The 25,273-nt window shown below is 67.7% G+C and carries 25 protein-coding genes; 13 read left to right on the top strand and 12 right to left on the bottom strand.

Annotation, left to right across the window (positions count from 1 at the left end):
• Positions 1 to 53 precede the first annotated feature (53 nt).
• Together C7H75_RS22825 and C7H75_RS22820 are read left to right on the top strand one after the other, a co-directional pair.
• Positions 54 to 1,343, top strand: coding sequence for an MFS transporter (locus C7H75_RS22825; RefSeq protein ID WP_005517052.1), 1,290 nt, complete (start codon positions 54 to 56; stop codon positions 1,341 to 1,343).
• Between the two features lie 65 nt (positions 1,344 to 1,408).
• Complete coding sequence (locus tag C7H75_RS22820) at positions 1,409 to 1,897, top strand: nuclear transport factor 2 family protein (RefSeq protein WP_013417471.1); 489 nt, start codon at positions 1,409 to 1,411, stop codon at positions 1,895 to 1,897.
• Between the two features lie 89 nt (positions 1,898 to 1,986).
• Here C7H75_RS22820 and C7H75_RS22815 read toward each other — a convergent pair whose 3' ends face one another.
• From C7H75_RS22815 to C7H75_RS22800, 4 genes are all read right to left on the bottom strand, one after another.
• Positions 1,987 to 2,748, bottom strand: coding sequence for an alpha/beta fold hydrolase (locus C7H75_RS22815; protein ID WP_013417470.1), 762 nt, complete (start codon positions 2,746 to 2,748; stop codon positions 1,987 to 1,989).
• Positions 2,749 to 2,877: 129 nt separating this feature from the next.
• Complete coding sequence (locus tag C7H75_RS22810) at positions 2,878 to 4,227, bottom strand: MFS transporter (protein WP_005517058.1); 1,350 nt, start codon at positions 4,225 to 4,227, stop codon at positions 2,878 to 2,880.
• 41 nt (positions 4,228 to 4,268) lie between these two features.
• The gene (locus C7H75_RS22805) at positions 4,269 to 6,575 is read right to left on the bottom strand and encodes a cytochrome P450/oxidoreductase (RefSeq protein WP_106851869.1); all 2,307 of its coding nucleotides are present in this window, start codon (positions 6,573 to 6,575) and stop codon (positions 4,269 to 4,271) included.
• Positions 6,576 to 6,968: 393 nt separating this feature from the next.
• The gene (locus C7H75_RS22800) at positions 6,969 to 7,652 is read right to left on the bottom strand and encodes an IclR family transcriptional regulator (protein WP_064076396.1); all 684 of its coding nucleotides are present in this window, start codon (positions 7,650 to 7,652) and stop codon (positions 6,969 to 6,971) included.
• Between the two features lie 259 nt (positions 7,653 to 7,911).
• Between C7H75_RS22800 and C7H75_RS22795 the strand changes: the two genes are divergently transcribed.
• The 6 genes from C7H75_RS22795 (at position 7,912) to C7H75_RS22770 (ending at position 13,518) form a co-directional block, all read left to right on the top strand.
• The gene (locus C7H75_RS22795; RefSeq protein WP_005517061.1) at positions 7,912 to 8,487 is read left to right on the top strand and encodes a MarR family winged helix-turn-helix transcriptional regulator; all 576 of its coding nucleotides are present in this window, start codon (positions 7,912 to 7,914) and stop codon (positions 8,485 to 8,487) included.
• A 352-nt stretch (positions 8,488 to 8,839) separates the two neighbouring features.
• Positions 8,840 to 10,039 carry a homogentisate 1,2-dioxygenase gene (locus C7H75_RS22790; RefSeq protein WP_005517062.1) on the top strand — a complete coding sequence of 400 codons (1,200 nt, stop codon included), beginning with the start codon at positions 8,840 to 8,842 and terminating at the stop codon, positions 10,037 to 10,039.
• Positions 10,036 to 10,947: a hypothetical protein gene (locus C7H75_RS22785; RefSeq protein ID WP_044991479.1), complete on the top strand. Its 912-nt coding sequence runs from the start codon at positions 10,036 to 10,038 to the stop codon at positions 10,945 to 10,947. Before C7H75_RS22790 ends, C7H75_RS22785 begins: the two co-directional genes overlap by 4 nt.
• Positions 10,944 to 12,128 carry a fumarylacetoacetase gene (gene fahA / locus C7H75_RS22780; RefSeq protein WP_064079733.1) on the top strand — a complete coding sequence of 395 codons (1,185 nt, stop codon included), beginning with the start codon at positions 10,944 to 10,946 and terminating at the stop codon, positions 12,126 to 12,128. Before C7H75_RS22785 ends, fahA begins: the two co-directional genes overlap by 4 nt.
• Positions 12,125 to 12,871, top strand: a complete 747-nt coding sequence (locus C7H75_RS22775) for a CoA transferase subunit A (protein WP_084924980.1) — start codon at positions 12,125 to 12,127, stop codon at positions 12,869 to 12,871. The genes fahA and C7H75_RS22775 overlap by 4 nt, the downstream gene beginning before the upstream one ends.
• On the top strand, positions 12,868 to 13,518 hold the full coding sequence (locus C7H75_RS22770) for a CoA transferase subunit B (RefSeq protein WP_084957083.1): 651 nt from the start codon (positions 12,868 to 12,870) through the stop codon (positions 13,516 to 13,518). The genes C7H75_RS22775 and C7H75_RS22770 overlap by 4 nt, the downstream gene beginning before the upstream one ends.
• A gap of 36 nt (positions 13,519 to 13,554) precedes the next feature.
• Here the strand turns inward: C7H75_RS22770 and C7H75_RS22765 are convergent, their stop codons facing one another.
• The gene (locus C7H75_RS22765; protein WP_005517077.1) at positions 13,555 to 14,190 is read right to left on the bottom strand and encodes a TetR/AcrR family transcriptional regulator; all 636 of its coding nucleotides are present in this window, start codon (positions 14,188 to 14,190) and stop codon (positions 13,555 to 13,557) included.
• Between the two features lie 104 nt (positions 14,191 to 14,294).
• Positions 14,295 to 14,906 (bottom strand): TetR/AcrR family transcriptional regulator, encoded by a 612-nt coding sequence (locus tag C7H75_RS22760; protein WP_005517079.1) that lies wholly within the window; start codon positions 14,904 to 14,906, stop codon positions 14,295 to 14,297.
• Positions 14,907 to 15,015: 109 nt separating this feature from the next.
• On the opposite strand from C7H75_RS22760, the gene C7H75_RS22755 reads away from it, so the two are divergent.
• The 5 genes from C7H75_RS22755 (at position 15,016) to C7H75_RS22735 (ending at position 19,923) form a co-directional block, all read left to right on the top strand.
• Positions 15,016 to 15,765, top strand: a complete 750-nt coding sequence (locus tag C7H75_RS22755) for an enoyl-CoA hydratase-related protein (protein WP_106851868.1) — start codon at positions 15,016 to 15,018, stop codon at positions 15,763 to 15,765.
• A gap of 155 nt (positions 15,766 to 15,920) precedes the next feature.
• A complete protein-coding gene (locus tag C7H75_RS22750; RefSeq protein WP_013417461.1) occupies positions 15,921 to 17,270 on the top strand; it encodes a flavin-containing monooxygenase in 1,350 nt (449 codons plus the stop codon).
• A 40-nt stretch (positions 17,271 to 17,310) separates the two neighbouring features.
• Entirely contained in the window at positions 17,311 to 17,946 is a 636-nt protein-coding gene (locus C7H75_RS22745) for a TetR/AcrR family transcriptional regulator (RefSeq protein WP_013417460.1), read from the top strand.
• 11 nt (positions 17,947 to 17,957) lie between these two features.
• Entirely contained in the window at positions 17,958 to 18,908 is a 951-nt protein-coding gene (locus C7H75_RS22740; RefSeq protein ID WP_064078505.1) for an alpha/beta hydrolase, read from the top strand.
• Complete coding sequence (locus tag C7H75_RS22735) at positions 18,886 to 19,923, top strand: NAD(P)-dependent alcohol dehydrogenase (protein ID WP_005517086.1); 1,038 nt, start codon at positions 18,886 to 18,888, stop codon at positions 19,921 to 19,923. The genes C7H75_RS22740 and C7H75_RS22735 overlap by 23 nt, the downstream gene beginning before the upstream one ends.
• 73 nt (positions 19,924 to 19,996) lie before the next feature.
• Here the strand turns inward: C7H75_RS22735 and C7H75_RS22730 are convergent, their stop codons facing one another.
• From C7H75_RS22730 to C7H75_RS22705, 6 genes are all read right to left on the bottom strand, one after another.
• Positions 19,997 to 21,145, bottom strand: a complete 1,149-nt coding sequence (locus C7H75_RS22730) for an oxidoreductase (protein WP_084986737.1) — start codon at positions 21,143 to 21,145, stop codon at positions 19,997 to 19,999.
• Positions 21,142 to 21,666: a nuclear transport factor 2 family protein gene (locus tag C7H75_RS22725; RefSeq protein ID WP_005517089.1), complete on the bottom strand. Its 525-nt coding sequence runs from the start codon at positions 21,664 to 21,666 to the stop codon at positions 21,142 to 21,144. The genes C7H75_RS22730 and C7H75_RS22725 overlap by 4 nt, the downstream gene beginning before the upstream one ends.
• A gap of 71 nt (positions 21,667 to 21,737) precedes the next feature.
• Positions 21,738 to 22,253 (bottom strand): nuclear transport factor 2 family protein, encoded by a 516-nt coding sequence (locus tag C7H75_RS22720; RefSeq protein WP_022598340.1) that lies wholly within the window; start codon positions 22,251 to 22,253, stop codon positions 21,738 to 21,740.
• A gap of 120 nt (positions 22,254 to 22,373) precedes the next feature.
• Positions 22,374 to 23,012 (bottom strand): TetR/AcrR family transcriptional regulator, encoded by a 639-nt coding sequence (locus C7H75_RS22715; RefSeq protein ID WP_013417454.1) that lies wholly within the window; start codon positions 23,010 to 23,012, stop codon positions 22,374 to 22,376.
• 142 nt (positions 23,013 to 23,154) lie between these two features.
• On the bottom strand, positions 23,155 to 23,607 hold the full coding sequence (locus tag C7H75_RS22710; protein ID WP_013417453.1) for a nuclear transport factor 2 family protein: 453 nt from the start codon (positions 23,605 to 23,607) through the stop codon (positions 23,155 to 23,157).
• A 67-nt stretch (positions 23,608 to 23,674) separates the two neighbouring features.
• On the bottom strand, positions 23,675 to 25,111 hold the full coding sequence (locus C7H75_RS22705; RefSeq protein ID WP_005517093.1) for a coniferyl aldehyde dehydrogenase: 1,437 nt from the start codon (positions 25,109 to 25,111) through the stop codon (positions 23,675 to 23,677).
• Between the last annotated feature and the right edge of the window lie 162 nt (positions 25,112 to 25,273).

The raw sequence follows: 25,273 nt of genomic DNA, 5'->3' as shown, positions 1-25,273 counted from the left end.
ATATTGTGGAGCCCGCGGTTCGTAACCCCGAGCCCGCCCGAGGACCGGATCCCGTGCAGACAGAGACCCAGCCGAAGCAGTCCACCGTCAAGGTGGTGCGTGCGGCCATCGTCGGCACCGTCGTCGAGTACTACGACTTCGGTATCTACGGCTACATGGCGACCATCATCGCGTCGCTGTTCTTCGTCTCGGAGAACGACACCGCCGCACTGCTCGGCACGTTCGCGACGTTCGCGGTCGCGTTCTTCCTGCGTGTGCCCGGTGGCATCTTCTTCGGCCACATCGGCGACAAGTACGGCCGCAAGAACGCCCTGTCCTGGACGATTCTGCTGATGGTCGTCGCGACGGCGGCGATGGGAATGATGCCCACCTACGTCACGCTCGGTGTGTGGGCGACGGCGATCCTGGTGCTGGCCCGTTGCCTGCAGGGCTTCGCTGCCGGTGGCGAGCTGGGTGGCGCCAACGCCTTCGTGTCGGAGTCCGCTCCGGCCAGGTGGCGCGCGTTCCAGACCTCGATGGTCAACTCCGGCACCTACATCGGTTCGCTGGTGGCATCGCTGACCGCGCTGGCGCTCACCTCCGTGTTCACGCACGACCAGATCATGTCGTGGGCGTGGCGTATCCCGTTCCTGCTGTCGGTCGTCATCGGCGTCGTCGGTATCTGGATCCGGAACCACATGGAGGACACCCCGCAGTTCAAGGAGCTCGAGGACAAGGGCGAGACCGCGAAGGTGCCGGTCAAGGAACTGCTCAGCAGCTCCGGTCCGGCGCTGGTGAAGATCATCTTCCTGGGTGCGCTCATCACCGGCGGCTACTACATCGCCTCGGTGTACGCGGCGACGTACCTGCAGAAGGCCGGCGGCCAGTCGTCGACCGTCGCCTTCCTGTCCACGTCGCTCGCGCTGGTTCTCGGTGTCATCACGCTGCCGATCGCCGGCTACCTGGCGGACAAGTACGGCCGCAAGCCCGTCCTGTTCACCGGCACGGTTGCCGCCGTGGTCCTGGGCGTCCCGATGTTCATGCTCATGGCGGGTGGCAGCATCTGGCAGGCGATCGTCGGCCAGTCCGTCCTGTTCATCGCGGTGTCGGTGGTCAACGGTGCGTCCTACGTGACGTACGTCGAGATGCTCAAGGCGTCGGTCCGCTACAGCGGCCTGGCCCTGGGTAACAACATCACCAACATGGCTCTCGGTGGCACGGCCCCGTTCATCGCGACGTGGTTGATCGACATCACCGGGAACAACCTCGCGCCGGCGTTCTACTTCGTGTTCTGTGCGCTGCTCACGCTCGGCGCGATCTTCTTCGTCAAGGAGACCAAGGGCATCGAGCTCCGCGTCGACTAGTTCGTCCCCTCGGGCCCTGCCGGTGGCGACACCGGCAGGGCCCGTTCGTCACGAGAGGAGAGCGCGTGTCGCTCATCGACAAGCAGGAGATCACCGAGGTCCTCTACCGCTACGCGCGGGCGGTGGACCGCAAGGACTTCGATCGCGTCGCCGACTGCTACTTCCCCGACGCGATCGACAACCACGGCGGCTACATCGGCACCGTGGCGGGACTCATCGAGGACATGAAGAGCCGGCACGCCACCATCGACTCGTCGCTGCACTACGTCACCAACGTGCTCATCGATCTCGACGGCGACACGGCGGACGTCGAGTCGTACTGCCTGTGCTACCTGCGGCAGGCGCCCGCCGTCGCGGGTGGCCCGCAGTCCCGGGCCACCGTCAAGTGCCGCTACGTCGACCGGTTCGAGCGGCGCGACGGGCAGTGGCGCATCGCGGACCGCATCGTCGTGTTCGACGAGTCCGTGACCGACGAGATCGTCGACGCCCTGTCCCCCTCCTGGGTTCGATCCCGTCGTTCCTTCGAGGACCCGGTCTTCACCGGGAAGCCCTGACCGGCAACACGTCCGGATCCACGAAGACGGCAGCGCCGGTACCCCATCCGCGGGGTACCGGCGCTGCCGTGGTGTCAGCTCGGATCAGCTCACTTCAGCTCGGAGAGCACGGCCTCCATGCTGGTGATCAGTGCGACCGGAGCCTCGAACATCGCGTAGTGGCCGGCGTTCGCGAGAACGTCGAGTTCGCACTGCGGCAGCTGCGCCATCCACGTCGCCTTCATCGTCTCGGCGCCCAACGCGGGATCGTGCTCGCCGACGATCGCCTTGACCGGGATCGACGTCTGCGGCAGCGCATCGACGAAATCGGCCCCGCCCCACGCGCGCAGGTACGCACCGAACGCCGGGCGCGTCGTGTGCTCGACGGAGAACTCGGTCATCTGGTTCAGCCACGTGGCCGACTGCCGGTTACCGGTCGTGAAGTCGAGGATCGCGTAGCGGTTGCCGTCCTCGTTCTCGGCACCCGTGAACAACGCCTCGCTGTCGGCGTCGAACGGGACGCCCGACGCGGGCACCGGACTGATGCCGACGACCGCGGTGACACGCTCCGGGGCGTCCGCCAGCACGCGCAGCGCCGCGGCGCCACCCATCGAATGTCCGACCAGGGCGAAGCGGTCCCAGCCCAGCTCGTCGGCGAGGGCGAGGGTGTCCGCCGAGATCTCCTCGAGCGTGTACTCGCCGGCCTCGTCCTTGCGGGCGCCGTAGCCGCGGTAGTCGATGAGCGCGTACGTGTAGGTGTCGGCGTCGACGAGCTCGGGGAGCATGCCCCAGCCCTCGGACGTGCCGAACCAGCCGTGCAGCGCGATCACCTTGACCGGGCCGTGCCCGACGAGCTTGTGAGCGATGGTCATTCGAAGTCTCCTGTCTGTAACTGCCGCCGTCGAGTATGCCGAACGATATGGGCCCCGGCCCGATCCCACGCGGGGAATCGGACCGGGGCCCATATCGTCAGGCCGGATCAGCCGACCCGGCGGTCCCGATCACGCGACCTCGTCGAGGTCCACGCCCTTGGTCTCCCGGCTCAGCAGCAGCGCCACCACGGTGATCGCCATCGTCACCACCAGGTATCCGATGACGGTGCCGACGCCGAAGTTCTCGATCAGCCACACCGCGATGAACGGCGCCGGGGCACCCGCGATGATCGACGAGCCCTGGAACACCAGCGACGAACCGGCGTACCGGTAGCGGGTCGGGAACAGCTCGGTGATCCATGCCGCCTCCGGACCGGCCAGCATGCCGTGGAAGAACGCGCCCACGCACACGCCGAGCCACAGCATCGGCAGGCTCTCGAGCTGGACCAGCCAGAAGAACACCGGCGCCCACACCACGAGGATGATCGCGGGCACCAGCATCGCCTTCTTGCGGCCGATGCGGTCCGACCAAGCGCCGCCGCCGATCATGCCGACGAACTGGAACAGCGACGCGAACGTCACAGCCAGGATGATGTCACCGCGGTGGAAGTCGAAGTACGTCGTGGCGTACGCGATGACGAAGACCGTGTACACGTAGAACGCGATGTTCTCGCCGAGGCGCATGCCCAGGCCGATCAGAACGGCGCGAGGGCGGCTCAGTGCCTCAAGAATCGACGAACGTTCCTGCGTCGCAGGCGCCTTCGCGGCCTGCTCCTGTGCGGCCTTGAAGACCGGGGACTCCTCGACGCCGCGGCGCACCCAGAAGCCGACGATCAGCAGCGGGATCGCGAACAGGAAGGCCACACGCCAGCCCCACTGGTCGAACGCGTCGTCGGTGAGGAAGAAGCCGAGGACCGAGACGATGACGGTCGCCAGCACCGTGCCCATCGGGGCGCCGGCCTGCGGCCACGACGCCCAGAAGCCACGCTTCTTCGGCTCGCCGTACTCGCTGACCAGCAGCACCGCGGCACCGAACTCGCCGCCGAGCGCGAAGCCCTGGATCATGCGCAGCACCACCAGCGCGACCGTCGCCCAGATGCCGATCTGGTCGTACGTCGGCAGCAGGCCGATCGCGGCCGTCGCGGTACCCAGCAGGATGAAGGTGGTGACCAGCATCGGCTTTCGGCCGAACTTGTCGCCGAGATGGCCGAACACGATGCCGCCCAGCGGGCGGGCGATGAAGCCGAGGCCCTGGGTGGCGAGCGCCAGCAGCAGCTTCGCGACGCCGTCGTCACCGGGGAAGAACAGCGGGCCGAGGACGGTCGCGGCGAGGATGCCGTAGATCGCGAAGTCGTACCACTCGAGCACGGCACCGGCCATACTGCCGGTCAGGACGCGCTTGAAGCTGGACTTCGGGGGCTGATCGGTGGTGGCCGAACCCGGCGGCACGGCGGCCCCGGTGACGGACGGAGATCCCATGACGGATCCTTTCGGGTGCTGGAGAGATTCTGGGGAGGGGATCAGAGGGCGAGACTGATCTTCTTGCCGCACGCGCGCGAGCAGCACGTCATCATCGACTTGTTCTGTGCCCGTTCGGTCTTGGTGAGCACCATGTCGCGGTGGTCCACCTCACCGTCGAGGACCGGGGCTTCGCACGATCCGCACAGCCCCTCCTCGCAGTCGCTCTGGATGTCGATGTTCGACGCGCGCAGGGCGTCGAGCACCGTCTGATCGGCAGCGACCTGGATGGTCAGGCCGGAGTCGCGCAACTCCACCTCGAACGCGTGCTCGTTGGCCGGGTCGAGCGTGGCCAGGTTCGACGTGAAGTGCTCGACGTGCAGCGAGTCCTCGGGCCAGTGCGCGGTGGCCTCCTCGAGCGCGGCGAGCAGGCGTTCCGGTCCGCACGAGTAGATCTGGGTGCCGTCGACGGGGGTCGCGAGGAGGGCCGGGATGTCGAGGCGGTTGCCGGCGGCGCTCGAGTGGATCTCGACCTTGTCGCCGTGATCGGCCGTCAGCCGGTCGAGCAACGCCATGGTCGCGACGTCACGCCCGCAGTAGTGGATCTCGTAGTCCTTGCCGATGGCCTTGGCGTGGTCGGCCATCGCGATCACCGGAGTGATGCCGATGCCCCCGGCCACGAAGACGTAGCGCTGCGCGTCGGGGTCGAGCTTGAAGTGGTTGCGCGGGCCGCGCATCTTCAGTGTGTGCCCGGCCTGCAGGGTGCGGTGCACGTAGCGCGATCCGCCGCGGCTCTCGGGCTCCTCGAGCACCGCGATCTCGTAGTGCGACAGATCGTTCGGGTCGCTGCACAGCGAGTACTGCCGGGACAGGTCACCCAGTTCGACGTCGATGTGCGAGCCCGGCGTCCACTTGGGCAGCGGCTTGCCCGACGGATCGGACAGTGTCACGCGCACGACGCCGTCGGCGACGGGGGTGACGGCGTCGACCGTGACGGTCCGCGAGATGTTGGTCTTCGACGGCTCACCGATCTTCACGGGCTGCCGCTCGTCGAGGATCGACGGGTCGGCGCGCTCCGGATTCTTGGCCGGGTCCCACTGCACCAGAACGTGATCCGGTCCGCGGAACGACGTGTTGGGCAGGTAGGTGAACTCCTGGTCGGGGACCAGCTCCATGTGCGGGATGCGTTTGGTGAACTCCTCGAGGAAGATCTGCATTTCCATGCGGGCGAGGTTCTTGCCCATGCACTGGTGGCTGCCGTAACCGAACGTCAGATGGTCGCTGGAGTTCTCGCGGCGGATGTCGAAATCGTCGGCATTGTCGAAGTGTCGCTCGTCGTGGTTGGCCGACGAGGTGACGATCAGCAGCTTCGATCCCTTCGGGATCTCGATGCCGCCGATGGTGGTGTCGTCGGTGACCAGTCGGCGCCACGCGGCCACCGAACCGGAATGGCGCAGGCACTCCTCGACCGCGTTCGGGATCAGGCTCGGGTCGGCGCAGATCTCCTCCCAGACGCTGCGGTTCTCGAGCAGCAGACGGAAGGCGTTGGCCGAGGCGTTGGCCGTGGTCTCGTGCGCCGCAACGATTCCCGCCATCATCATCGAGTGCAGGTACGAGTCGGTGACGACGTCCGGCTGCTCCTGCTGGACGCGGATGCCGAACGGCATCCACCCGTGGCCGGACGGATCCTTGCGCATCTTCTCGAGCACCGTGCCGGCGTACTGCCAGAACTTGCCCACGGCCTCGGCGACCGCGACCTGCTCCTCGACCGCGGGGCGGCCCCACGTGTTGACGGTGTGCGCAATCGAGTAGCTGCGCAGCTCGTCCATGTCCTCCTCCGGCACGCCGAGGAAGTGCAGGGCGACGGTGAGCGGTACCTCCCACAGCATCTCGTCGACCAGGTCGGCGCGGCCGGTGTCGATGAACCGGTCCACGTACTCACGGGTGAGGCGGCGGACCATCGGCTCGTGGTGGACCAGTTCCTTGGGTGTGAACGGGTCCATCAGCGCTCGGCGGCGCGGCATGTGCGCGGGCTCGTCCTCGTTCACCATGGTGCGCGCCATCGCGTAGTCGTACTTGGCGAGCGTCGCCGTCGCCTCTTCCGAGACCGGGGTGATCTTCTCGAGTGCGATCGACGGCGAGAACAGGATGTTGTCGCGGAAGACGGATTTGACGTCCTCGTATCGGGTGACCACCCAGTAGCCGAGCTCGGGGCTGTAGAAGACCGGCTCCTCGTCGCGCGACCAGCGCAGCGACGCCGCGGGATCCACCTGGTACGGACCGGTGAAGGGATCGAAGGCGGCGGCATTCGCGGAAACCGGGCATCCCATGTTCTGGAGGGCCTTGTGATCGATCGGGCACGCGCTCATGACTTGAATCTCCGTTGCTCTGAAACTCGCTCGAACTGCGAAGTTACTAATAACGCACAACCTGTAGCGGTGAGCGAACTTCGCACAGAGTAAGTGCGGTCACATTCGAGGTCAAGTGCGGCTTCAGTAACGACGTAAGTGGTCTGTTACTTCGGGTCGATGCTCCCCGGAATCCGCCCCCCGCCACAGGGTTTCGTCCCCCCTCGCGTTTTGCGCACTTATCGCTAGTCGTGGCCCCGTCTCCCTCGCGTTTTGCGCACTTGTTGCGGGGTGAGGGGCCGGTTTCGGCGCGCTAAGTGCGCAAAACGCGAGAGGCGGCACTCGCGAGGTGCGGGTGCCGCCGGGGGTGCTGCCGGGTGTGGAGGTGGGTGGGGCGTCGTCGGACGCGTCGCGTCAGACGGTGATGAGCCGCTCGATCTGGCGGGCGGTGCGCTGGACCGCGCCGGCGGCCCGCTCGGTGTCGAGGCCGTCGATCGCGACGACGCCGACACTGCGCTCGAGTCCGGTGGTGGCGCCGACGCCGTCCGGCAAACGGATCCCCGTCGCGATGCCGACCGCGCCGTGCTCGAGCTGTCCGCGAGTGAGGCTGAAGCCGTCGGCCCGCGCCTGGCAGACCTCGTCGGAGTCGGTCGGCTTCTCCGGGCGCATCGCCAGGATCGCGATCCCGGCGGCGCCGCGGTCGAGTGGATGGCTGCTGCCGACTCGGTACGCGACGCGCAGGAGCGTCCCCTCCGGTTCGGCGACCAGGATGACGACGCAGTTCTCGCCCTGGGCTGCGGAGACGAAGGCCGTCGCGCGGGTCTCGTTGGCGAGCAGATGCAGGATCGGTTGGACGTCGCCGGCGAACTGCGGTTCGAACCGGGACGCGAGGACGGCGGCACTCACGCCCAGTCGGATTCGGCCGTCGGTGGTGCGTGCGACCAGTCCGTGCGCCTCGAGCGTGGCGACGATCCGGTAACAGATGGCGCGGTGCACATCGAGTTCGCGAGCGAGGTCGGCGACCGAGATGCCGGCGGCGGACTGTGCGACGACGTCGAGTGCACGCAGCCCGCGATCGAGGGTCTGCAGTGTGCTCATGTTCATCCTGTTCGGGGGGTCGTCGCGCCCCGGTCGTGGGCGCCGCTTTCGCTGGTCTCGGTCCTTTGTACAGACTTTAAGCCGCGTATGGGTAACCCATTGGCGCACAGGGCCGAACGTAGGGTCGAAGGTCCCTCGCGCCGTCAGCTCAGCGGCAAACCGCAGCTCCTGAAATGATTAACAGATATACTATTTAGGTGGATTCTGTACGACGTTTCGTCCTTCGCAGGGCGCTGGGCTGCCGCGATAGGGTGGCCGGATGAACGGCGACGAGGGACGCAGCGCGCAGGCGGCGGAGGGTTCGGCGACGCCGGCTCCCGGGTCGCTCGACTTCTGGTCCTTCATCGACCTCGCCAATACGCGTCTGAGCACGGAGTTCGGGTCCACCCATCAACTGGCCACGCAGGTTTTACTGACCCTCAACCGAGCGGCGAACGTCGTCACGTACGACCTGGAATCGTCGGTACATCGCCCGCGCGGGCTGTCGTGGTCGGCGTTCCGGTTGCTGTTCGTCACGTGGCTGGCCGGGCCCATCGAACCCAAGAGCGCCGCCAAACTCACCGGCATGAGCCGTGCCGCGGTGTCGAACCTGGCGAAGACGCTGGTCGCGAGCGGTCTGATCGAGCGATCCCCGGACGCGCGCGACGGCCGGTCGGTGCAGCTGTCGCTCACCGAGCAGGGGCGCACCGAGATGGCGGCGACCTACCGCGAACACAACGAGCGCGAGTACGCCTGGGCGAGCGTGCTCACCGAGGCTGAGCAGCACATTCTCGTCATGCTGCTCGACAAGCTGATCACCAACCGCAGCCAGTTCGACGTCCGCGGCCGCAACTGACGCGTCCTCCAACCCCCTTCTTCCTCCCGCGTTTTGCGCACTTGATGCTGTCCGGGCGCGTCCCCGCGCCGCGCTAAGTGCGCAAAACGCGGGGTGGGAGGGCGCGAGGGCGCGCTAAGTGCGCAAAACGCGAGGGGCGGGGCGGCGGGATAGCGGGGTGCCGGCGGAGGGGGAGGTGGGCGTCGGGGGACGAGACCGCTCGTGTGGTTGCGCTCACGCCCGGAAACTAGTTAATCTGTTTACTAACCTCGGACGGGGACCGGCGGCCGTGTTCATCGCAGCCGCGCTGCTGTCCCGCCGACGGTGACGACCACAGCCCGAGATCGGGCGCGAGTACCTCAGGAGGCCGGTCATGGCGTTCTACCGACAGCTCGGCAACATTCCGCCGAAGCGTCACACCCAGCACCGGGACGAGGAAGGCCGGCTCTACTTCGAGGAGCTGATGGGCGAGGAGGGCTTCTCCTCCGACTCGTCGCTGCTCTACCACCGCCACATCCCGTCGGCCATCGTCGACGCGACCGTGTGGGAGCTGCGCGACCAGACCACCACCCCCAATCACCCGCTCAAGCCGCGGCACCTGAAGCTGCACGACCTCTTCCCCGAGGAGATCTGGGCGGAGACGGACGTCGTGACCGGCCGCCGGCTGATCCTGGGCAACGCCGACGTGCGCCTGTCGTACGTGGTGTCCGCCAAGGAGTCGCCGCTGTACCGCAACTCGCTCGGCGACGAGATGGTGTATGTCGAGTCCGGCGAGGCGATCGTCGAGACCGTTTTCGGCGCCCTGCACGCCCGCCCGGGCGACTACGTCCTGATCCCGATGTCGACCACCCACCGCTGGGTGCCCCAGGGATCGGAACCGCTGCGCGCGTACGCAATCGAGGCGAACAGTCACATCGTTCCGCCCAAGCGTTACCTGTCGAAGTTCGGCCAGTTCCTCGAGCACGCGCCGTTCTGCGAGCGCGACCTGCACGGCCCCACCGAGCCGTTGATCGCCGAGGGCACGGACGTCGAGGTCCTCGTCAAGCATCGTGCCGGGGGAGCGATCGTCGGCACCCGCATGGTGTATCCCAACCACCCGTTCGACGTCGTCGGCTGGGACGGTTGCCTGTACCCGTACACCTTCAACATCTCCGACTACGAGCCCATCACCGGACGCGTGCACCAGCCGCCGCCGGCGCACCAGGCGTTCGAGGGCAACAACTTCGTCATCTGCAACTTCGTGCCCCGCAAGGTCGACTACCACCCGCTGTCGATCCCGGTGCCGTACTACCACTCGAACGTGGACTCCGACGAGATCATGTTCTACTGCGGAGGCGACTACGAGGCCCGCAAGGGTTCGGGCATCGGCCAGGGCTCGATCTCGATCCATCCCGGCGGCCACGCCCACGGCCCGCAGCCCGGCGCGTACGAGCGCAGCATCGGCGTCGAGTTCTTCGACGAGCTGGCGGTCATGGTCGACACCTTCCGCCCGCTCGAACTCGGTGAAGGTGCGCTGGCGTGCGAGGACCAGGCCTACGCGTGGTCCTGGTCCGGACGGGGGCCGAACAAGTGACCATTTCTCCTTTGCTGGCCGGGCTGTGCGACGACGCCGCGCTGTTCCCCCCGGGGAACGCGCCGATGGACGCTGCAGTGCCCGCGCACCTCGCGCACGAGCGCAGTGACCACGCTGCGCTGGTGGGGCCGTTCGTGTTCCCGGCGCCCCGTCTGGGTGAGCTGCCCGCCATCGTCGCGCAGCAGGACGGCGAGCTCCAGCTGAGCCTGACCGTGCCCGCCGGCACCGACGCCGTTCCGGCGGCGCTCGAGCAGTTGCGGTCGATGGACGGCGTGAAGCTGGTCGCGATGGAGATCGGCGTCCCCGACGGGCAGGCGCCGGACGCGCTCCTCACCGCTCTCGGTGAGATCGCCGCGGCCGCGCCGGGTGTGGAGATCTTCGTCGAGGTTCCGCGTGACGACCGTCGCCCCGCGATCCTGGCCGGACTGGTCGGCACGCCGTACTCCGCGAAGTTCCGCACCGGCGGCGTCGTCGCGACCGCGTACCCCGACGAGGCTGAACTGGCCGCCGCGATCCACACCGTCGCGACGTCGGGTGTGCGGTTCAAGGCGACCGCAGGCCTGCACCACGCTGTCCGGAACACGGACCCGGACACGGGCTTCGAGCAGCACGGCTTTCTCAACCTCATGCTCGCCACGCATCGGGCAACCGATGGCGCGACTGTCGAGGAGATCGCCGCGACGCTCGCCGACCGTGACGGAACTGCTCTCGCCGGCGCGCTGGCGGGACTGTCGGCCGAGGCCGTGGACGCGCTGCGCGCGAACTTCCGGTCCTTCGGCACCTGCAGCATCAGCGATCCGCTGACCGAACTGGTCGGCCTCGGACTGGTGCCCCGATCATCCACCGAGCCCTCCGCGCCTACGGGCTCGGTGGATTCCACCTCGACCGAGGAAGGACCCCTCGCATGACCGTCATCTCGATCCCCGCCGACTCCCTGTTCGGCGTCGACAACCTGCCCTACGGCGTGTTCTCGACCGCCGACGCGGGCCCGCGGGTGGGTGTGCGTGTCGGCGACAGCGTCGTCGACCTCGCAAAGGCACTGGGCGACGACACGTTCGCCCAGTCGACGCTCAACGCATTCATGGCCCAGGGCCGCGCGCGTTGGGTCGAGGTCCGTACGCAGATCACCGAACTGGTGACCGGTGAGATCGCCGACGACGCGGTGTTCTCGGTCGACGACGTCACCATGCACCTGCCGATCGCGGTCGCGGACTACGTCGACTTCTACGCCTCGGAGAACCACGCGACCAACCTGGGCCGCCTGTTCCGCCCGGATTCGGCTGCGCTGATGCCGAACTGGAAGCACCTGCCGGTCGGCTACCACGGCCGGTCGAGCACCGTCGTCGTGTCGGGCACCGACATCGTGCGCCCGTGTGGTCAGCGCAAGGCGCCGGCTGACGCGGCCCCGTCGTTCGGCCCGTCGATTCGTCTCGACATCGAGGCCGAGATGGGCTTCATCGTCGGTGTCGGTTCGCCGATGGGTTCCTCGATCACCCCGGACGAGTTCGCCGAGCACTGCTTCGGTGCCGTGATCCTCAACGACTGGTCGGCCCGCGACATCCAGGCGTGGGAGTACGTCCCGCTGGGCCCGAACCTGGGCAAGAGCTTCGCGACGTCCATCTCCCCGTGGGTCGTCCCGCTGCTGGCGCTCGAGGCTGCCCGCATCGACACCCCCGTGCAGGACCCGACTCCGCTGCCGTACCTGCAGGGCGACGAGAAGTGGGGCCTGGACATCGACCTCGCGGTGGAGTGGAACGGCGACGTCGTCTCCCGCCCGCCCTACGCACAGATGTACTGGTCGCCTGCACAGATGCTGGCGCACACCACCGTCAACGGCGCGGCGGCGAGCACCGGTGATCTGTTCGGATCCGGCACCATCTCGGGCCCGGACAAGGATCAACGAGGCGCCTTCATCGAACTGACTTGGGGTGGAGCCGAACCCGTCGAGGTCGCCGGTGAGCAGCGCACGTTCATCCAGGACGGCGACGAGATCGCGATCTCGGCAACCGCCCCGGGAGCGAACGGTGGCCGTATCGGCTTCGGCGAGGTCCGCGCCCGCATTCTGCCCGCGACCGGTGATGCGCGATGAGCAAGGTCTACGCGACCGCGGCCGAGGCCGTCGCGGACATCGCCGACGGGTCCTCGCTCGCGGTCGGTGGATTCGGGCTGTGCGGCATCCCGAGCGCCCTGATCGGCGGGCTCGCCGAGCGCGGCGTGACCGGACTCGAGGTGTTCTCCAACAACTGCGGTGTCGACGACTGGGGTCTGGGAATCCTGCTGTCGGCCGGTCAGATTCGGCGTGTCACGGCGTCGTACGTGGGTGAGAACAAGGAGTTCGCGCGGCAGTACCTCTCGGGCGAGCTCGAGGTGGAACTGACCCCGCAGGGCACTCTCGCCGAGCGGATGCGTGCCGGTGGCGCCGGGATCCCCGCGTTCTACACGCCGGCCGGCGTCGGCACCCCGGTGTCCGAGGGCGGTCTGCCGTGGCGTTACGCCGCCGACGGCTCGGTCGCGGTCGCGTCGCCTGCCAAGGAGACCCGTGAGTTCGGCGGGAAGACGTACGTGCTCGAGGAGTCGATCGTCGCGGACTTCGCACTCGTCCATGCCGAGATCGGTGACACCGAGGGCAATCTCGTGTTCAACAAGACCGCGATGAACTTCAACCCGCTGGCCGCGATGGCCGGCCGGGTCACCATCGCTCAGGTCGAGAAGCTGGTCGAGCCGGGCGAACTCGACCCCGCGCAGGTCCACCTTCCGGGCGTGTTCGTCCAGCGTGTGGTGCATGCGGGTCAGCAGGACAAGCGAATCGAGAAGCGGACGGTGTCGGCATGAGCTGGTCACGTGAGCAGATGGCCGCGCGCGCCGCGGCCGAGATGATCGACGGTGAGTACGTCAATCTGGGGATCGGGCTGCCGACCCTGATCCCGAACTACCTGCCCGAGGGTGTCAAGGTGGTTCTGCACTCCGAGAACGGCATCCTGGGCACCGGCCCCTACCCGAAGGACGATGCGGTCGATCCCGACCTCATCAACGCGGGCAAGGAGACAGTAACCGTGAACCCGGGTGCGGCGTTCTTCGATTCGGCATTGTCGTTCGGCATGATTCGCGGTGGACACATCGACACCGCGGTCCTCGGTGGCATGCAGGTCTCCCGGAACGGGGATCTCGCCAACTGGATGGTGCCGGGCAAGATGGTCAAGGGTATGGGCGGCGCCATGGATCTGGTGCACGGTGCCCGGCGCGTCATCGTGGTCATGGAACACACCGACCGCGATGGCGGCGCCAAGATCGTCGAGCAGTGCTCGCTCCCGCTCACCGGCCGGGCCGTGGTGCAGCGCATCATCACGAACCTCGCCGTGATCGACGTTCGGGACGGCGAATTGGTGCTGCGTGAACTCGCGCCCGACGTCACCGTCGAAGAGGTGCAGGAGAAGACCGGCGCCGCGCTGGTCGTGGACCTGGCGCAGGACGCCGTCTAGCACCCCCGATCGCCCGTCCGGTCCGGACCTCCCCCCCTACGGATCGGACGGGCTTCCCACTCGACGGGGCGCGATCGCCTCGGCGATGAACCCGGCCGCGCGGCCGAAATCCCGTTCCATCTCGACGATGGTGTTCTCGCGCCAGAGCCGGATCGTGGTGATGTAGACCGCGGTGAGCATCTGCGACAGGAAGTCGAGCGGGTAGTCCCGGCGCACTTCACCGCAGCCGACGCCGGCCTCGAGAATCCGCCCGAACGCGACGAGGAAACGGTGGGTGCGGGCGGCGCTCTTCTCGGGCGTCGCGAGATCGCGATCCAACTCGCGGGTGGTGGCCCGGAAGTAGTTCTCGAGCGTGACGGCGGCCTCGACGACGTCGTTGAACAGCGAGCCGATCCGCTCGGCCGTCGTGAGGTCGCGCGCGAGCAGGTCGTCGACGATCCCGGGCAGCTTGTCCATGTGGACCTGATGCAGTGCGGCGAGGACCGCGTCCTTGTTGTCGAAGTAGTTGAAGAAGGTTCCCCGGGAGACGCGGGCCGTCGACGCGATGTCGTCGATCGTCGTGCGGTCGAATCCGTTCGCGCTGAACTGTTCCCGCGCGGCTTGCAGAAGCCGCTCGAACGTCTGCTGCCGCCGCTGTTCCCGCCGCGTCACGATTTCCCGGCTTTCCCCCATCTCGCCGCCTCCGTGTCCCTAGCTCGAAGCCTGGATACCTTCCGGTCAGTCGGAATCTACCTGCCGGACGACCATCTCGGACAAACTTCGCCAATTCGGTCAAATCAGGCGCGCGTGGCCAGGGATTCCGCCACGTAGGATCCCGCCATGCGGAAGCCTTCGGCGAGGTCGTACGCCGGATCCTGGCGCCAGTAGCGGATGGTCGACACGTAGACGGCTGCGACCATCCGGGCGAGGAACTGCGGTGGATAGTCCGTGCGCACCTCGCCGGACTCGATTCCGGGCGTGAGTAGCCGCAGGATCTCCTGGTCGAATCGGTCCGTACGCTCCGCGCTGATCTGGGGCGATGCGAGATCGCGCTCCAGTTCGCCGGTCACCGCCTGCAGGTATCCGGGCACGTTCCCGGTCGCCCGCACGAAGTCGTCGAACAGGCCGACGATCCTGTCCCCGGTCGTCAGGTCCTGCTCGAGGAGGCGGTCGACCACTCGTGCGAGCGAGTCCATGTGGGTGGTGTGCAGGGCTGCGAGCAGGCCGTCCTTGCTGGGGAAGTAGTTGAAGAAGGTGGCCCGGGAGACGTCCGCCAGGTCGGCGATGTCCTCCACGGTCGTACCGGCGACCCCGCGTGCGGCGAACAGTGTGCGCGCGGCGGTCAGCAGTGCGTCCCGCGTCCGGCGCTTGTTGCGCTCGCGCCGACCGAGTGCGCTCGAATCGGTCATTCGATACAACCTCCTCCGGGGCGGATCCCCAAATCTCCTGCCGAAACTTAGACTAGCGTCTATCTTTGGCCTCCAAGTCCAGTTTCAGTGAGCAATCGGAGGCGGTTCCATGACGGTGCGGTACGAGCGGGACGGTCGAGTTCTCGTGATCCGGATCGAGCGGGAGGAGCGGCGCAACGCGATCGACCGGGCGACCGCGGAGGGGCTCGAGGAGGCGTTCGACCTGCTGGACGACGACGACGCCCTGTGGGTCGGCGTCGTGACCGGTACGGAGCGGATCTTCTCCGCAGGCACGGACATTCGGGAACGTGCCGATCTTCGGATGCCACGTGGCGGCGAGTACGGGATCATCCGCCGCAAGCGGGTCAAACCGTTGATCGCCGCGGTGGAGGGCTACGCGCTCGGCGGGGGGTTCGAGATCGCGCTCGCGTGCGACCTCATCGTGGCCTCCTGCTCCGCCGAGTTCGGTCTGCCCGAGGCGCGACGCGGCCTCGTCGCGGCGTCGGGGGCGCTGTTCCGCGCGCCCCGGGCGCTGCCGGTCAACGTCGCGCGGGAACTGCTCGTCACTGGCCGGACGCTTTCGGCCGAGCGGGCTTTCGCCCTCGGGGTGGTCAACGAGGTGGCCGAACCGGGGCAGGCGCTCGCCGGCGCGCTCGGGATGGCCGGCGAGGTCTGCGAAGCGTCTCCCATCGCGGTGCGAGAAACCCTGCGGGCGCTCGACGCGCAGGTTTCGGACGCCGACGTGCGTGGCTGGGAGGTCACCGCGGACGCGCTGGGCACGGTCCTGGCATCGGAGGACTTCCGGGCGGGCATCGAGGCGTTCGCCCAGCGGCGCACGCCGCAGTGGCAGGGCCGCTAGTTCCCGAACGTCCGCAACGGCGCCGGTGGGCAGCCGATCTCGCACTATTGACGCGTGTCAATTTTGCTCCTACGGTGTGAGGCACCTCACGCATCCGCCCGGTGGGTGGCCCCCGAGTGGGCCCCCGCCCCGCGGCTTCCCACGAACGGAGCACGATGGCGAAACCCACCACCTGCATCATCGGAGCCGGGATCAGCGGTCTCACGGCCGGCAAGATGCTCACCGACTACGACATTCCCTACGAGTGCTTCGAGAGTTCCGATCGGATCGGCGGGAACTGGGCGTTCGGCAACCCGAACGGGCACTCGAGCGCCTACCGGTCGCTGCACATCGACACGTCCAAGACGCGACTGTCCTTCAAGGACTTCCCGATTCCCCAGGAACTCCCGGACTTCCCCCACCACACCGACATCAAGCGATACCTCGACGACTACGCCGAGGCTTTCGGGTTGCTCGACCGGATCAGTTTCCGCAACGGTGTCGACCACGCGGAACACCTGCCCGGCGGCGGGTGGGAGATCCACACCCAGGACGGCGAGACCCGTCGCTTCGACTTCCTGGTGGTCGGGAACGGGCATCACTGGGATCCCCGCCTGCCCGACTTCCCCGGCGAGTTCACGGGCGAGTCGATCCATTCCCATGCCTACATCGATCCCGAGACGCCGCTGAACTTGCGGGACAAGCGAATTCTCATCGTCGGCCTGGGTAACAGTGCGGCCGACATCGCGGTGGAATTGTCGCATCGAACGCTGATGAACAAGGTCACTCTCTCGACGCGGTCGGGCGCGTGGGTGGTACCCAAGTACGCGTTCGGCGTCCCTGCGGACACGCTGATCCAGACCATCCCGCAGATCCCGCTGTCGTGGCAGCGCCGGATGGGGCGGCGCGGGCCGATCTTCCTGTCGGGTCGTCCCGAGAGCTTCGGCCTGCCCAAGCCGGATCATCATTTCGGGGAGGCGCACCCCACGCAGTCCCAGGAGTTGTACATCCGCCTCGGCTCGGGAGACCTCACCGCGAAGCCGAACATCGACCGACTAGACGGCGAGACCGTGCATTTCGTCGACGGCACCAGTCAGGACTTCGACGTCGTCATCTACGCGACGGGCTACAACATCACGTTCCCCTTCTTCGACGAGGACTTCCTGAGCGCGCCCGGCAACCACTTCCCGCTCTACAAGCGCATGTTCAAGCCGGGGATGGACGATCTCGCCTTCATCGGCTTCGCGCAGGCGGCCCCGACGCTCTTCCCGTTCGTCGAATGCCAGGCGCGCACTCTCGCCGCGTATCTCGCCGGCACCTACCGGCCGCCGACGGAAGCGGAGATGCACCGCGTGATCAAGGCCGACGAGGAACGCTTCGTGGGGCACTTCAACAATCGGCCCCGGCACACCCAGCAGGTCGACTACTACATCTACGAACACGAGATGCGGACCAAGGAACTCCCGGCCGGCCTGGAGCGGGTGCGCCGAGACGGCGCGGTCCGGTTCGCGGGTGTCCCGGCATGATGGGGACTTCAACGCCGTAGCCGACCGGAAGGCCGACACCATGAGCAGTCACCCTGCCTCCAGCGACGAGACCCGCACGCGGAGGGCGAACAAGGGTGAGGAGCGCCGGGCGGCGATCCTCGACGCCGTCGAACGCCTGCTCGAGGATCGCACCCTCGACGAGATCAACATCAGCGACATCTCGCGCGCCGCGGGGGTCACCCGGTCGGGCTTCTACTTCTATTTCGACAACAAGGCGAAGGCCGTCGCCGCACTGTCTCGCACGGTGTACGGCGAGATGCAGGAGGGAGCACGCGGCTACCTCGCCCGCGAGGGCAGTCCGCGGGAGATGATCGACGGCCTGATCACCGAGGTGATCGGAACCTGGGAACGCCACCCGAATCTGTATCGCGCCCTGCGGGATGCGCGCGACTCGGATCCCACGGTGCGCGAGATGTGGGATCACGACCGCTTCAGCTTCGTCGACCCGGTGGCGTCGGTGATCGACGCCGAACGGACGTCGGGGCGCGCGGCGGACGGTCCGGACAGCCGGGCCCTCGCCGTGGTTCTTCTCGACATGAACGACCGCGCCGTCGAGAGCCTGTCGCGCGGCGGACCGGAGGCATTGACCCCCGAGACCGCTCGCGAGGCACTCGTCGCGGTGTGGCTCAACTCGATCTATGGGAGCAAATTGTGAATCGGACCGATGTGGAATTCTCGGTGCGGGGGACCACCTGCGCCGCCTGGCACTACCGAGGCGAGGGTGACGCGTTCCTGACCGCGGCGGGCCGACCGTGCGTGGTGATGGCGCACGGCTTCGGCGGAACGGTGGACTCCGGTCTCGAGGGCTTCGCGGAAGGGCTCGCCGCGGCGGGCTTGGACGTCCTGGCCTTCGACTACCGTGGCTTCGGACGCAGCGGTGGCGATGTGCGCCAGACGATCTCGATCCAGGGCCAGCTCGACGACTACGCCGCCGCCGTCGCGGCCGCGCGCCGCACGGACGGCGTCGACCCCGACCGCATCGTCGCGTGGGGCGTCTCCCTGTCCGGCGGCCACGTCCTCCGTCTCGGCGCGAGCGATCCCCGGCTGGCGGCGCTGGTCGCGCTCACCCCGGCTACGGACGCCCGAGCAGCGTCGGCGGCCTCGATGAAGCAGTACAGTCCCGCGCACCTGGCGAAGAGTTCGTGGGCGGCGGTGCGCGACCGGGTGGCGTCGGCGCGCGGCGGTGCGGGGGTCACGATTCCACTCGCCGGCCGTCCCGGCGAGGTGGCCGCGCTCGCACTGCCCGGCATCTACGAGGACTACCACTCCATCGCCGGACCCAGCTGGCGCAACGAGGTCAGCGCGCGGTCCTTCCTGGAGATCGGCTCCTACCGGCCCGTGACCGTCGCCGACAAGGTGACCGCCCCCTTGCTGGTGCAGATCGGTGATCTCGATCGCAGCGCGCCGCCGCATGCCGCGGCGAAGGCTGCCGAGAGGGCCCGGGCCGAGGTGCGGCACTACCCGTGCGACCACTTCGACGTCTACCCCGGTAAGCCGTGGTTCGACCGGGTACTCGAACACCAGATCGTGTTCCTGCGCAGGCATCTCGGTGATCCCGGCACCGTCGTGGACGTCGTTGCAGGGGAGGTGCGTGATGAGAGCGTTGCAGCTGGTTGAGCACGGCCGGATCGCCGTCGTCGACACGGACGTTCCTGAGATCGGCCCCGGTGAGGTCCTGATCGAGGTGGCCGGTGCGGGCCTGTGCCACTCCGACATCCACGTCCGGCACTCCCCGGCATCCATGATGCCGCCGCCGATGACGCTGGGACACGAGACCGCCGGACGCGTTGCCGCACTGGGTGACGGGGTCGACGCTTTCGCGGTGGGCGACGCGGTCCTGGTGTTCCTGGTGTGGAGTTGCGGCACGTGCCGCGCATGCGTGCAGGGACGCGAGAACTCCTGCGAGCGCGGGACCGGACGCCAGGGGCTGCCGCTGTGCCCGGGCCTGGCCGCGCACGGCGGCATGGCCGAGTACATGAAGGTCGACGCCCGCTTCGTCGAACCACTCGGGGACCTCGACCCCGTCACGGCAGGGCCGTTGGCCGACGCCGGCCTGACCACCTACCACGCCATCGACGGCGCCCGGAACCGACTGGGGCCCGGTACGACGGCCGTGGTGCTCGGCATCGGCGGGCTCGGCCACACCGCGGTGCAGATCCTCGCGGCCACCACCGCCACCCGGATCATCGCGGTGGACTCGGCGGAGGAGAAGCTGGAACTGGCAACCGCATTGGGCGCCGATCACGTGTTCGCCAGCGATGCGTCGTGCGTCGGAAGGATTCTCGAACTGACCGACGACATCGGCGTCGACGCGGTCTTCGACTGTGTCGGTGTGCAGGCCACGGTCGACATCGCCACGCAGATCATCGGACGCGACGGGGCCCTGAGAGTGCTGGGCCTGGGCGGCGGAACCTTCGCCTGGACCGGCTTCGCGCTGCCGTGGGGCGCCGACGTGCGCACGAGCTACGCCGGCACCCGTGCGGACCAGCGAGCGGTGATCGACCTGGCGCGTCGCGGGCTCGTGACGATCGAGTCCGAGACGATTCCGCTCGAGGACGCCGTCGCTGCCTTCGACGCGCTCGAGGCCGGAAAGATCAAGGGCCGCGCGATTCTGGTGCCCGATCACTCCTGAAACGGCGAACGGGAGTTCACCGCACGCACCCCACAGGAAAGCGTGCCGTGAACTCCCGTTCGTGATCGAACCGTCAGTACAGCCGGCCCGCGTGGAGCTTCTGGTCGAATTCCGGCATCGGGTCGCCGTCCCGCAGGCGCTGCGCGATGGCGGGGTCCGCCAGGTGCAGGCGCCCGATCGCGACGAGGTCGAACTCGCCCTCGTTCACCCGGCGCATCAGATCCGACAGGGTGTTCGTCATGTGCGGCAGGCCGACGATGACCTGCTCGTTGAGCGCGCTGTCGAGGCCGACGCTGCCGACGGCCATGACGGTGGCACCGGTGAGCTTCTTCGCCCAGCCGGCCAGCGAGAGGTCGCTGCCCTCGAACGCGGGCGCGTAGAAGCGGCGGATGCTCGCGTCGAGGATGTCGACACCGGCGTCGACGAGCGCGTTCAGCACCACACCGAGTTCCTCGGGGGTCTCGGCGATCCTCGACACGAAGTCCTGCTGCTTGTGCTGCGAGAACCGGAAGATGATCGGGTAGTCCTCGCCGATCTCCTTCCGGATCGCCTTCACGACCTCGACCGGGAAACGGGTGCGGCGCTGCAGGTCCCCGCCCCACTCGTCGTCGCGCTGGTTGGTGGGCTCCCACAGGAAGGCGTCCAGAAGGTACCCGTGACCGCCGTGCAGGGCGATGCCGTCGAACCCGACGTCGATCGCGTTGCGGGCCGCCGCGGCGTAGGCCGCGATCACGTCGGCGATGTCCTGCTCGGACATCGCCGCGGTGACCGGACGCATCTGCTCGACGTAGTCGTCGGAGTACATCGTGTTGCCCACGGTGCCCCAGTGTCCGGACGGGCGCATCGGGGTGACGTCACCGACCGGGCCCATCGCGCCGAACAGCGGCCCGACGTGCCACAACTGCGGGACGATCTTCCCGCCCGCGGCGTGAACCGCGTCGACAACCTTGCGCCAACCCGCCAGCGCCGCTTCGCCGTACATCACCGGAACGGTGTCGGCGTCGACGGCCGAGGGATGCTCGATCGCCACCCCCTCGGTGACGATGAGTCCGGTCCCACCCTCCGCGCGGCGACGGTAGTACGCGACGACCTCGTCGGTGGGCACGCCACCCGGAGACCCGTGACGGGTCATGGGCGACATCGCGATCCGGTTCCGCAGTTCGAGGGACCGGACGGTGAGCGGCGTGAAGAGGGCGGACGTGTCCAGTGCTGTGGTGGTCACAGGGCTCCCATGTAGTCGAAGAAGTTGGGCGTGTGGGTTTCGCGGAGGCGGGTGAGCTTGCGGTAGCTGATCAGCCACTTGCCCTCCACCTTGCGGTACTCCTCGTGGTAGTGGCCGTAACCGTGGAGGTGTTCCTCGACATCGCCGTTGGTCCACCACAGTTCGTCCTCCATGGCCCAGATGCCGGTGGCGGTGGTGTCCGAGGTGAGGACGATCTCGGGCGTGTGGCCGTGGTGCGCCGTGGTCACGTGCGTCGAGGATCCGAGCATGCCCCGGATCGAGTTGGTCAGGTGCTCGCGTCCGGATGCCCGGTTGGCCTGGCCGTCGGACTTGGGCTGCTTGTCTCCGGGCAACCCGGCCCACGTCTCGGTGACGACATCCTCGGTGTGCAGGGGCCCGTAGAGGTCCCACTGCTTGGTGTCCATGACGCGCAGACGCATCGCGAACACGCGCTTGATCTCCTCGATGGCGAGCACCTGCTCGGCCGCGGTCATCGTCAGTTCAGTGGTGGGCGCACCCATGCCTCAACCTCTTTCCTCGGGTCTCGTTCTATCAACCAAGCAATTGTTTGGTGACCTGGAACACAGCATAGCTAGCGTCGAGGCGTATCGGCTCCGCGGTAGTCGTAGAAGTTCGGGGTCGCGGTTTCGCGCAGTCGGGTGAGGGTGCGGTAGCTGATCAGCCACTTGCCCTCCACCTTGCGGTATTCCTCGTGGTAGTGGCCGTAGCCGTGGAGGTGTTCCTCGACATCGACGTTGGTCCACCACAGTTCGTCCTCCATGGCCCAGATGCCGGTGGCGGTGGTGTCCGAGGTGAGGACGATCTCGGGGGTGTGGCCGTGATGCACACTTGTCACGAACACCTTGCCGTCCAGGGTGTTTCGAATCGCGTCGGCGAGGGTCTCGCGCCCGGTGACTCTGCTGCCGGCACCCCAGGACTCGCTGACGACGTCCTCCGTGTGCACCGAGCCGTAGAGGTCCCACTGCTTGGTGTCCATGATCCGCAGGCGCCTGGCGAAGACCCGTTCGATCTCCTCGACGGCGAGCGCCTGTTCAGCCGGGGTGAGTGTCAGCGACGGTGACTGGTTGTCCGTGGCGGGCGTGCCCATGATTCGACCTCCGTGTTCGGGGTGTGGAAGAGCGAGCTTTCGATCGGCCCGGAGCCTAACCGCGGTTGTGGCCCCGGGGCCCGGACTTCCCGCCCAGCGGTTGCGCGGGCGTCGGAGACTTCACGCCGCCGCCGGAGCGGGAGTGTGGTGCACCGAATCGTGATGGGAGCAGCCGGCATCGACGGCGAATCCGTCGAGGAAGATCGACACACAGTCCGCGGCGAGACGATCGGTGGAGTAGGCGTCGTCGGCGCTGTGCCACCGCGTGGACAGCCACACGCAGTCGCGGATGAAGCGATGGAACACTCCTGCCGGCAGATCGTTTCGGAAGGTGCCGCGCCGCTTGCCGTCCTCGATCGTGTCGAGCCACACCTGCTGGATCTCGTCCGCGAGGTCGCTCGCGCGGGTCCGCTGCGAGCGGTTGTGCAGGTGGGGGAGTTCGTCCTGGTAAACGGCGGTTGCGTGTGGACGCTCGTGCGCCAGTTCCAACGACGTGTCGACGACGGCCTGCAGCCGTGCGCGCGGGTCCAGTGTCAGTGCGTCGAGTGCCCGGTACCGCCGTTGCAGTTCTTCGAGATAGCCCACCACGAGCTCGTCCACGATGGCGAGCTTGGACGGAAAATGGTGGTACAGCGCTCCCGACACGACGCCCACGCGGTCGGCGATCTCCCGAATGGTCGTCGCGGCCACGCCTTTGCGGGCGAACAGGTCGGCCGCCGCGTCGAGGATCTCGCGGCGTCGCGCCGAGCACTCCGTCATGGTCCAGCCCCTCCCTCGAGCTCCCAAGCAATCGCTTGACTGAACTATAGGATCGGACGGCCCGTCGGGGAAGGCCTGTTCCGCTCAGCCAAATATCTCCTGAACTGCTTCGATCGACGATTGCGTGGGACGGCGGGCGCTCTCACTTCAGGAGCTCGACCTCGACGTCGTAGGTGAAGTCGACCGAGAGTTCCCGCCGGGAGATGCGCCACGCGCCGTCCGCGCGGCGGTACTCGTCCTGGTAGCGCATCGCCACGACGTAGTCGCGATGGCCGCCCCCGGTGGCATACACGTGGTGGGCCTCGCCGTAGACCTGGCCGCGGGCAGTGTCGCCCGAGAGGTCGACGATCTGCTGGCTGACGACGTGCCGGGTGGAATGGAGATGCGCGACGGCCTCGAGGACCCCCGCGGCGATGCCCACGTTGCCGGTCAGCGTGGCGTTCCGGCCGCGTCGGACCAGGCCGGCCGGCTGGACCAGTTCCGCGTCGTCGGCGAAGAGCACGGTCAGCGCCGGTTCGTCGCGGTGGTCGACGGCGATCGCGTACTGCGCGACGAGGTCGGTGAGGGCAAGGCGGTCTACGAGTTCACTGCTCATGAAACACATTCTCCCCGCCGCCCGAGAGGGCGGCGGGGAGACATCTCACTGATCGGCAATGTCGCCGCTACGGGGTGACCTGCGCCTCCATCGCGGCGAGGAAGCCCTCACCGTACGGTGGCAGCGTGCCCCATTCGGCTCGCGGGTCGTGTTCGGGCGCCTCGAAAACCGTACGGGCATGGCTGAATTCGAGAAACCCCTCCCGCCCGTGGTAGTGGCCCATTCCGGACGCGCCGACACCGCCGAACGGGGCGTCGTGCATGCCGGGATGCATCATGATGTCGTTGACCGTCACCCCGCCCGAGAACGTGCGAGTGAGAACTGCCTCCTGCTCGGCGGCGTCGGTGCCGAAGTAGTACAGCGCCAGCGGCTTCGGCCTGCTGTTGATGTCCGCGATGACCTCTTCGGTCTGGTCGTACGGAAGCAGGATGATCGCGGGGCCGAAGATCTCTTCCTGCATGATCTTCGACTCGGCGGGCGGCGAGACCACCAATCGCAGCGGACGCTTGCGGTCGCCGTCGACGGGCGAGCTCTCGTCCACCGGGGTGGCGACGATCAGTGCTCCGCGGTCGCGGGCGTCGGCGACCAGAGCCTCCACCCGGGCCAGGTGACGATCGCTCACCACAGCGACGACGTCCGGGTTGTCGGTGATGGACGGCAGGAGCGAGGCGTACGACTTCTCGAGCGCGCCGACGAACGTGTCGAGTTCCTCGCGGGGGACGTACACCACGTCGGGGGAGACGCAGATCTGGCCGGAGTTGGTGGCCTTCGCGATTGCGATCTTGTTGGCTGCGTCGTCGAGGTCGGCGCTGCGCCCGACGATCGTCGGCGACTTGCCACCCAGTTCCAGGGTGACCGGGACGAGGTTCTTGGCGGCGTTGGCCATGACGAGCTTGCCGACCTCGGTGCTGCCGGTGAAGACGAGGTGGTCGAACGGCAGCGACGTGAACGCGTCGGCGACTTCGGGGCCGCCGGTCACGACCGCGACCTCGGTGGGATCGAACATCTCTGCCACGGCGTCGGCGAGCACCTGCGCAGTCTGCGGCACGATCTCGGACGGCTTGAGGATCGCGCGATTGCCGGCACCGAGCGCGCACGCCAGCGGGCTGAGCAGTGTGAACAGCGGCGCGTTCCACGTGCCGATGATGCCGACCGAGCCCTTGGGTTGGTACTGGATGTACGCCTTCGCGCCCAGTTGGTCGTACGGCGGGTACGGTGGCCGCTCCTCGTCTTCCATCCACGACTCGAGGGAGTCCCGGGTGTGCTTGAGCGACGTGATGGCTCCGAGGATGTCGTTCATGATCGAGAACGCGACGAGGCGCCCACCGAAGTCCGCGTCGATCGCCTCGGTGAGCGGCTTGTGGTAGCGGACCAGCAGGTCGATCATCTTCTGCAGGCGGGCGCGGCGCTCGTCGGCCGACGGCGTTCCCTGTTCGGACGCAGCACGTTTCTGAGCCTCGAGGATCTGGGGGAGGCGCGTGATGGCGGCGGTGTCCGTACTCATGGGTAACTCCTGTCGTTGCCGATGTCACGAAGCTAAACGACCTGTGGCGGCGGTAACAGCACGGCGTCTCGCCCACCGGGAGTGTTCGTCGGCGTCCGGCCGGGAAGGGGCCGACCGGGCCGGTCCGTCCCGGTGGGAGGTACCCCGTGTGGGGGAGTCGGG

The organism is Rhodococcus (subgen. Prescottella) equi, from assembly GCF_003013675.1.
Classification (GTDB): Bacteria; Actinomycetota; Actinomycetes; order Mycobacteriales; family Mycobacteriaceae; genus Prescottella; species Prescottella equi.
Note: the sequence above shows the minus strand (reverse complement) of the source record. Positions and strands in the feature narration are given on the sequence as shown.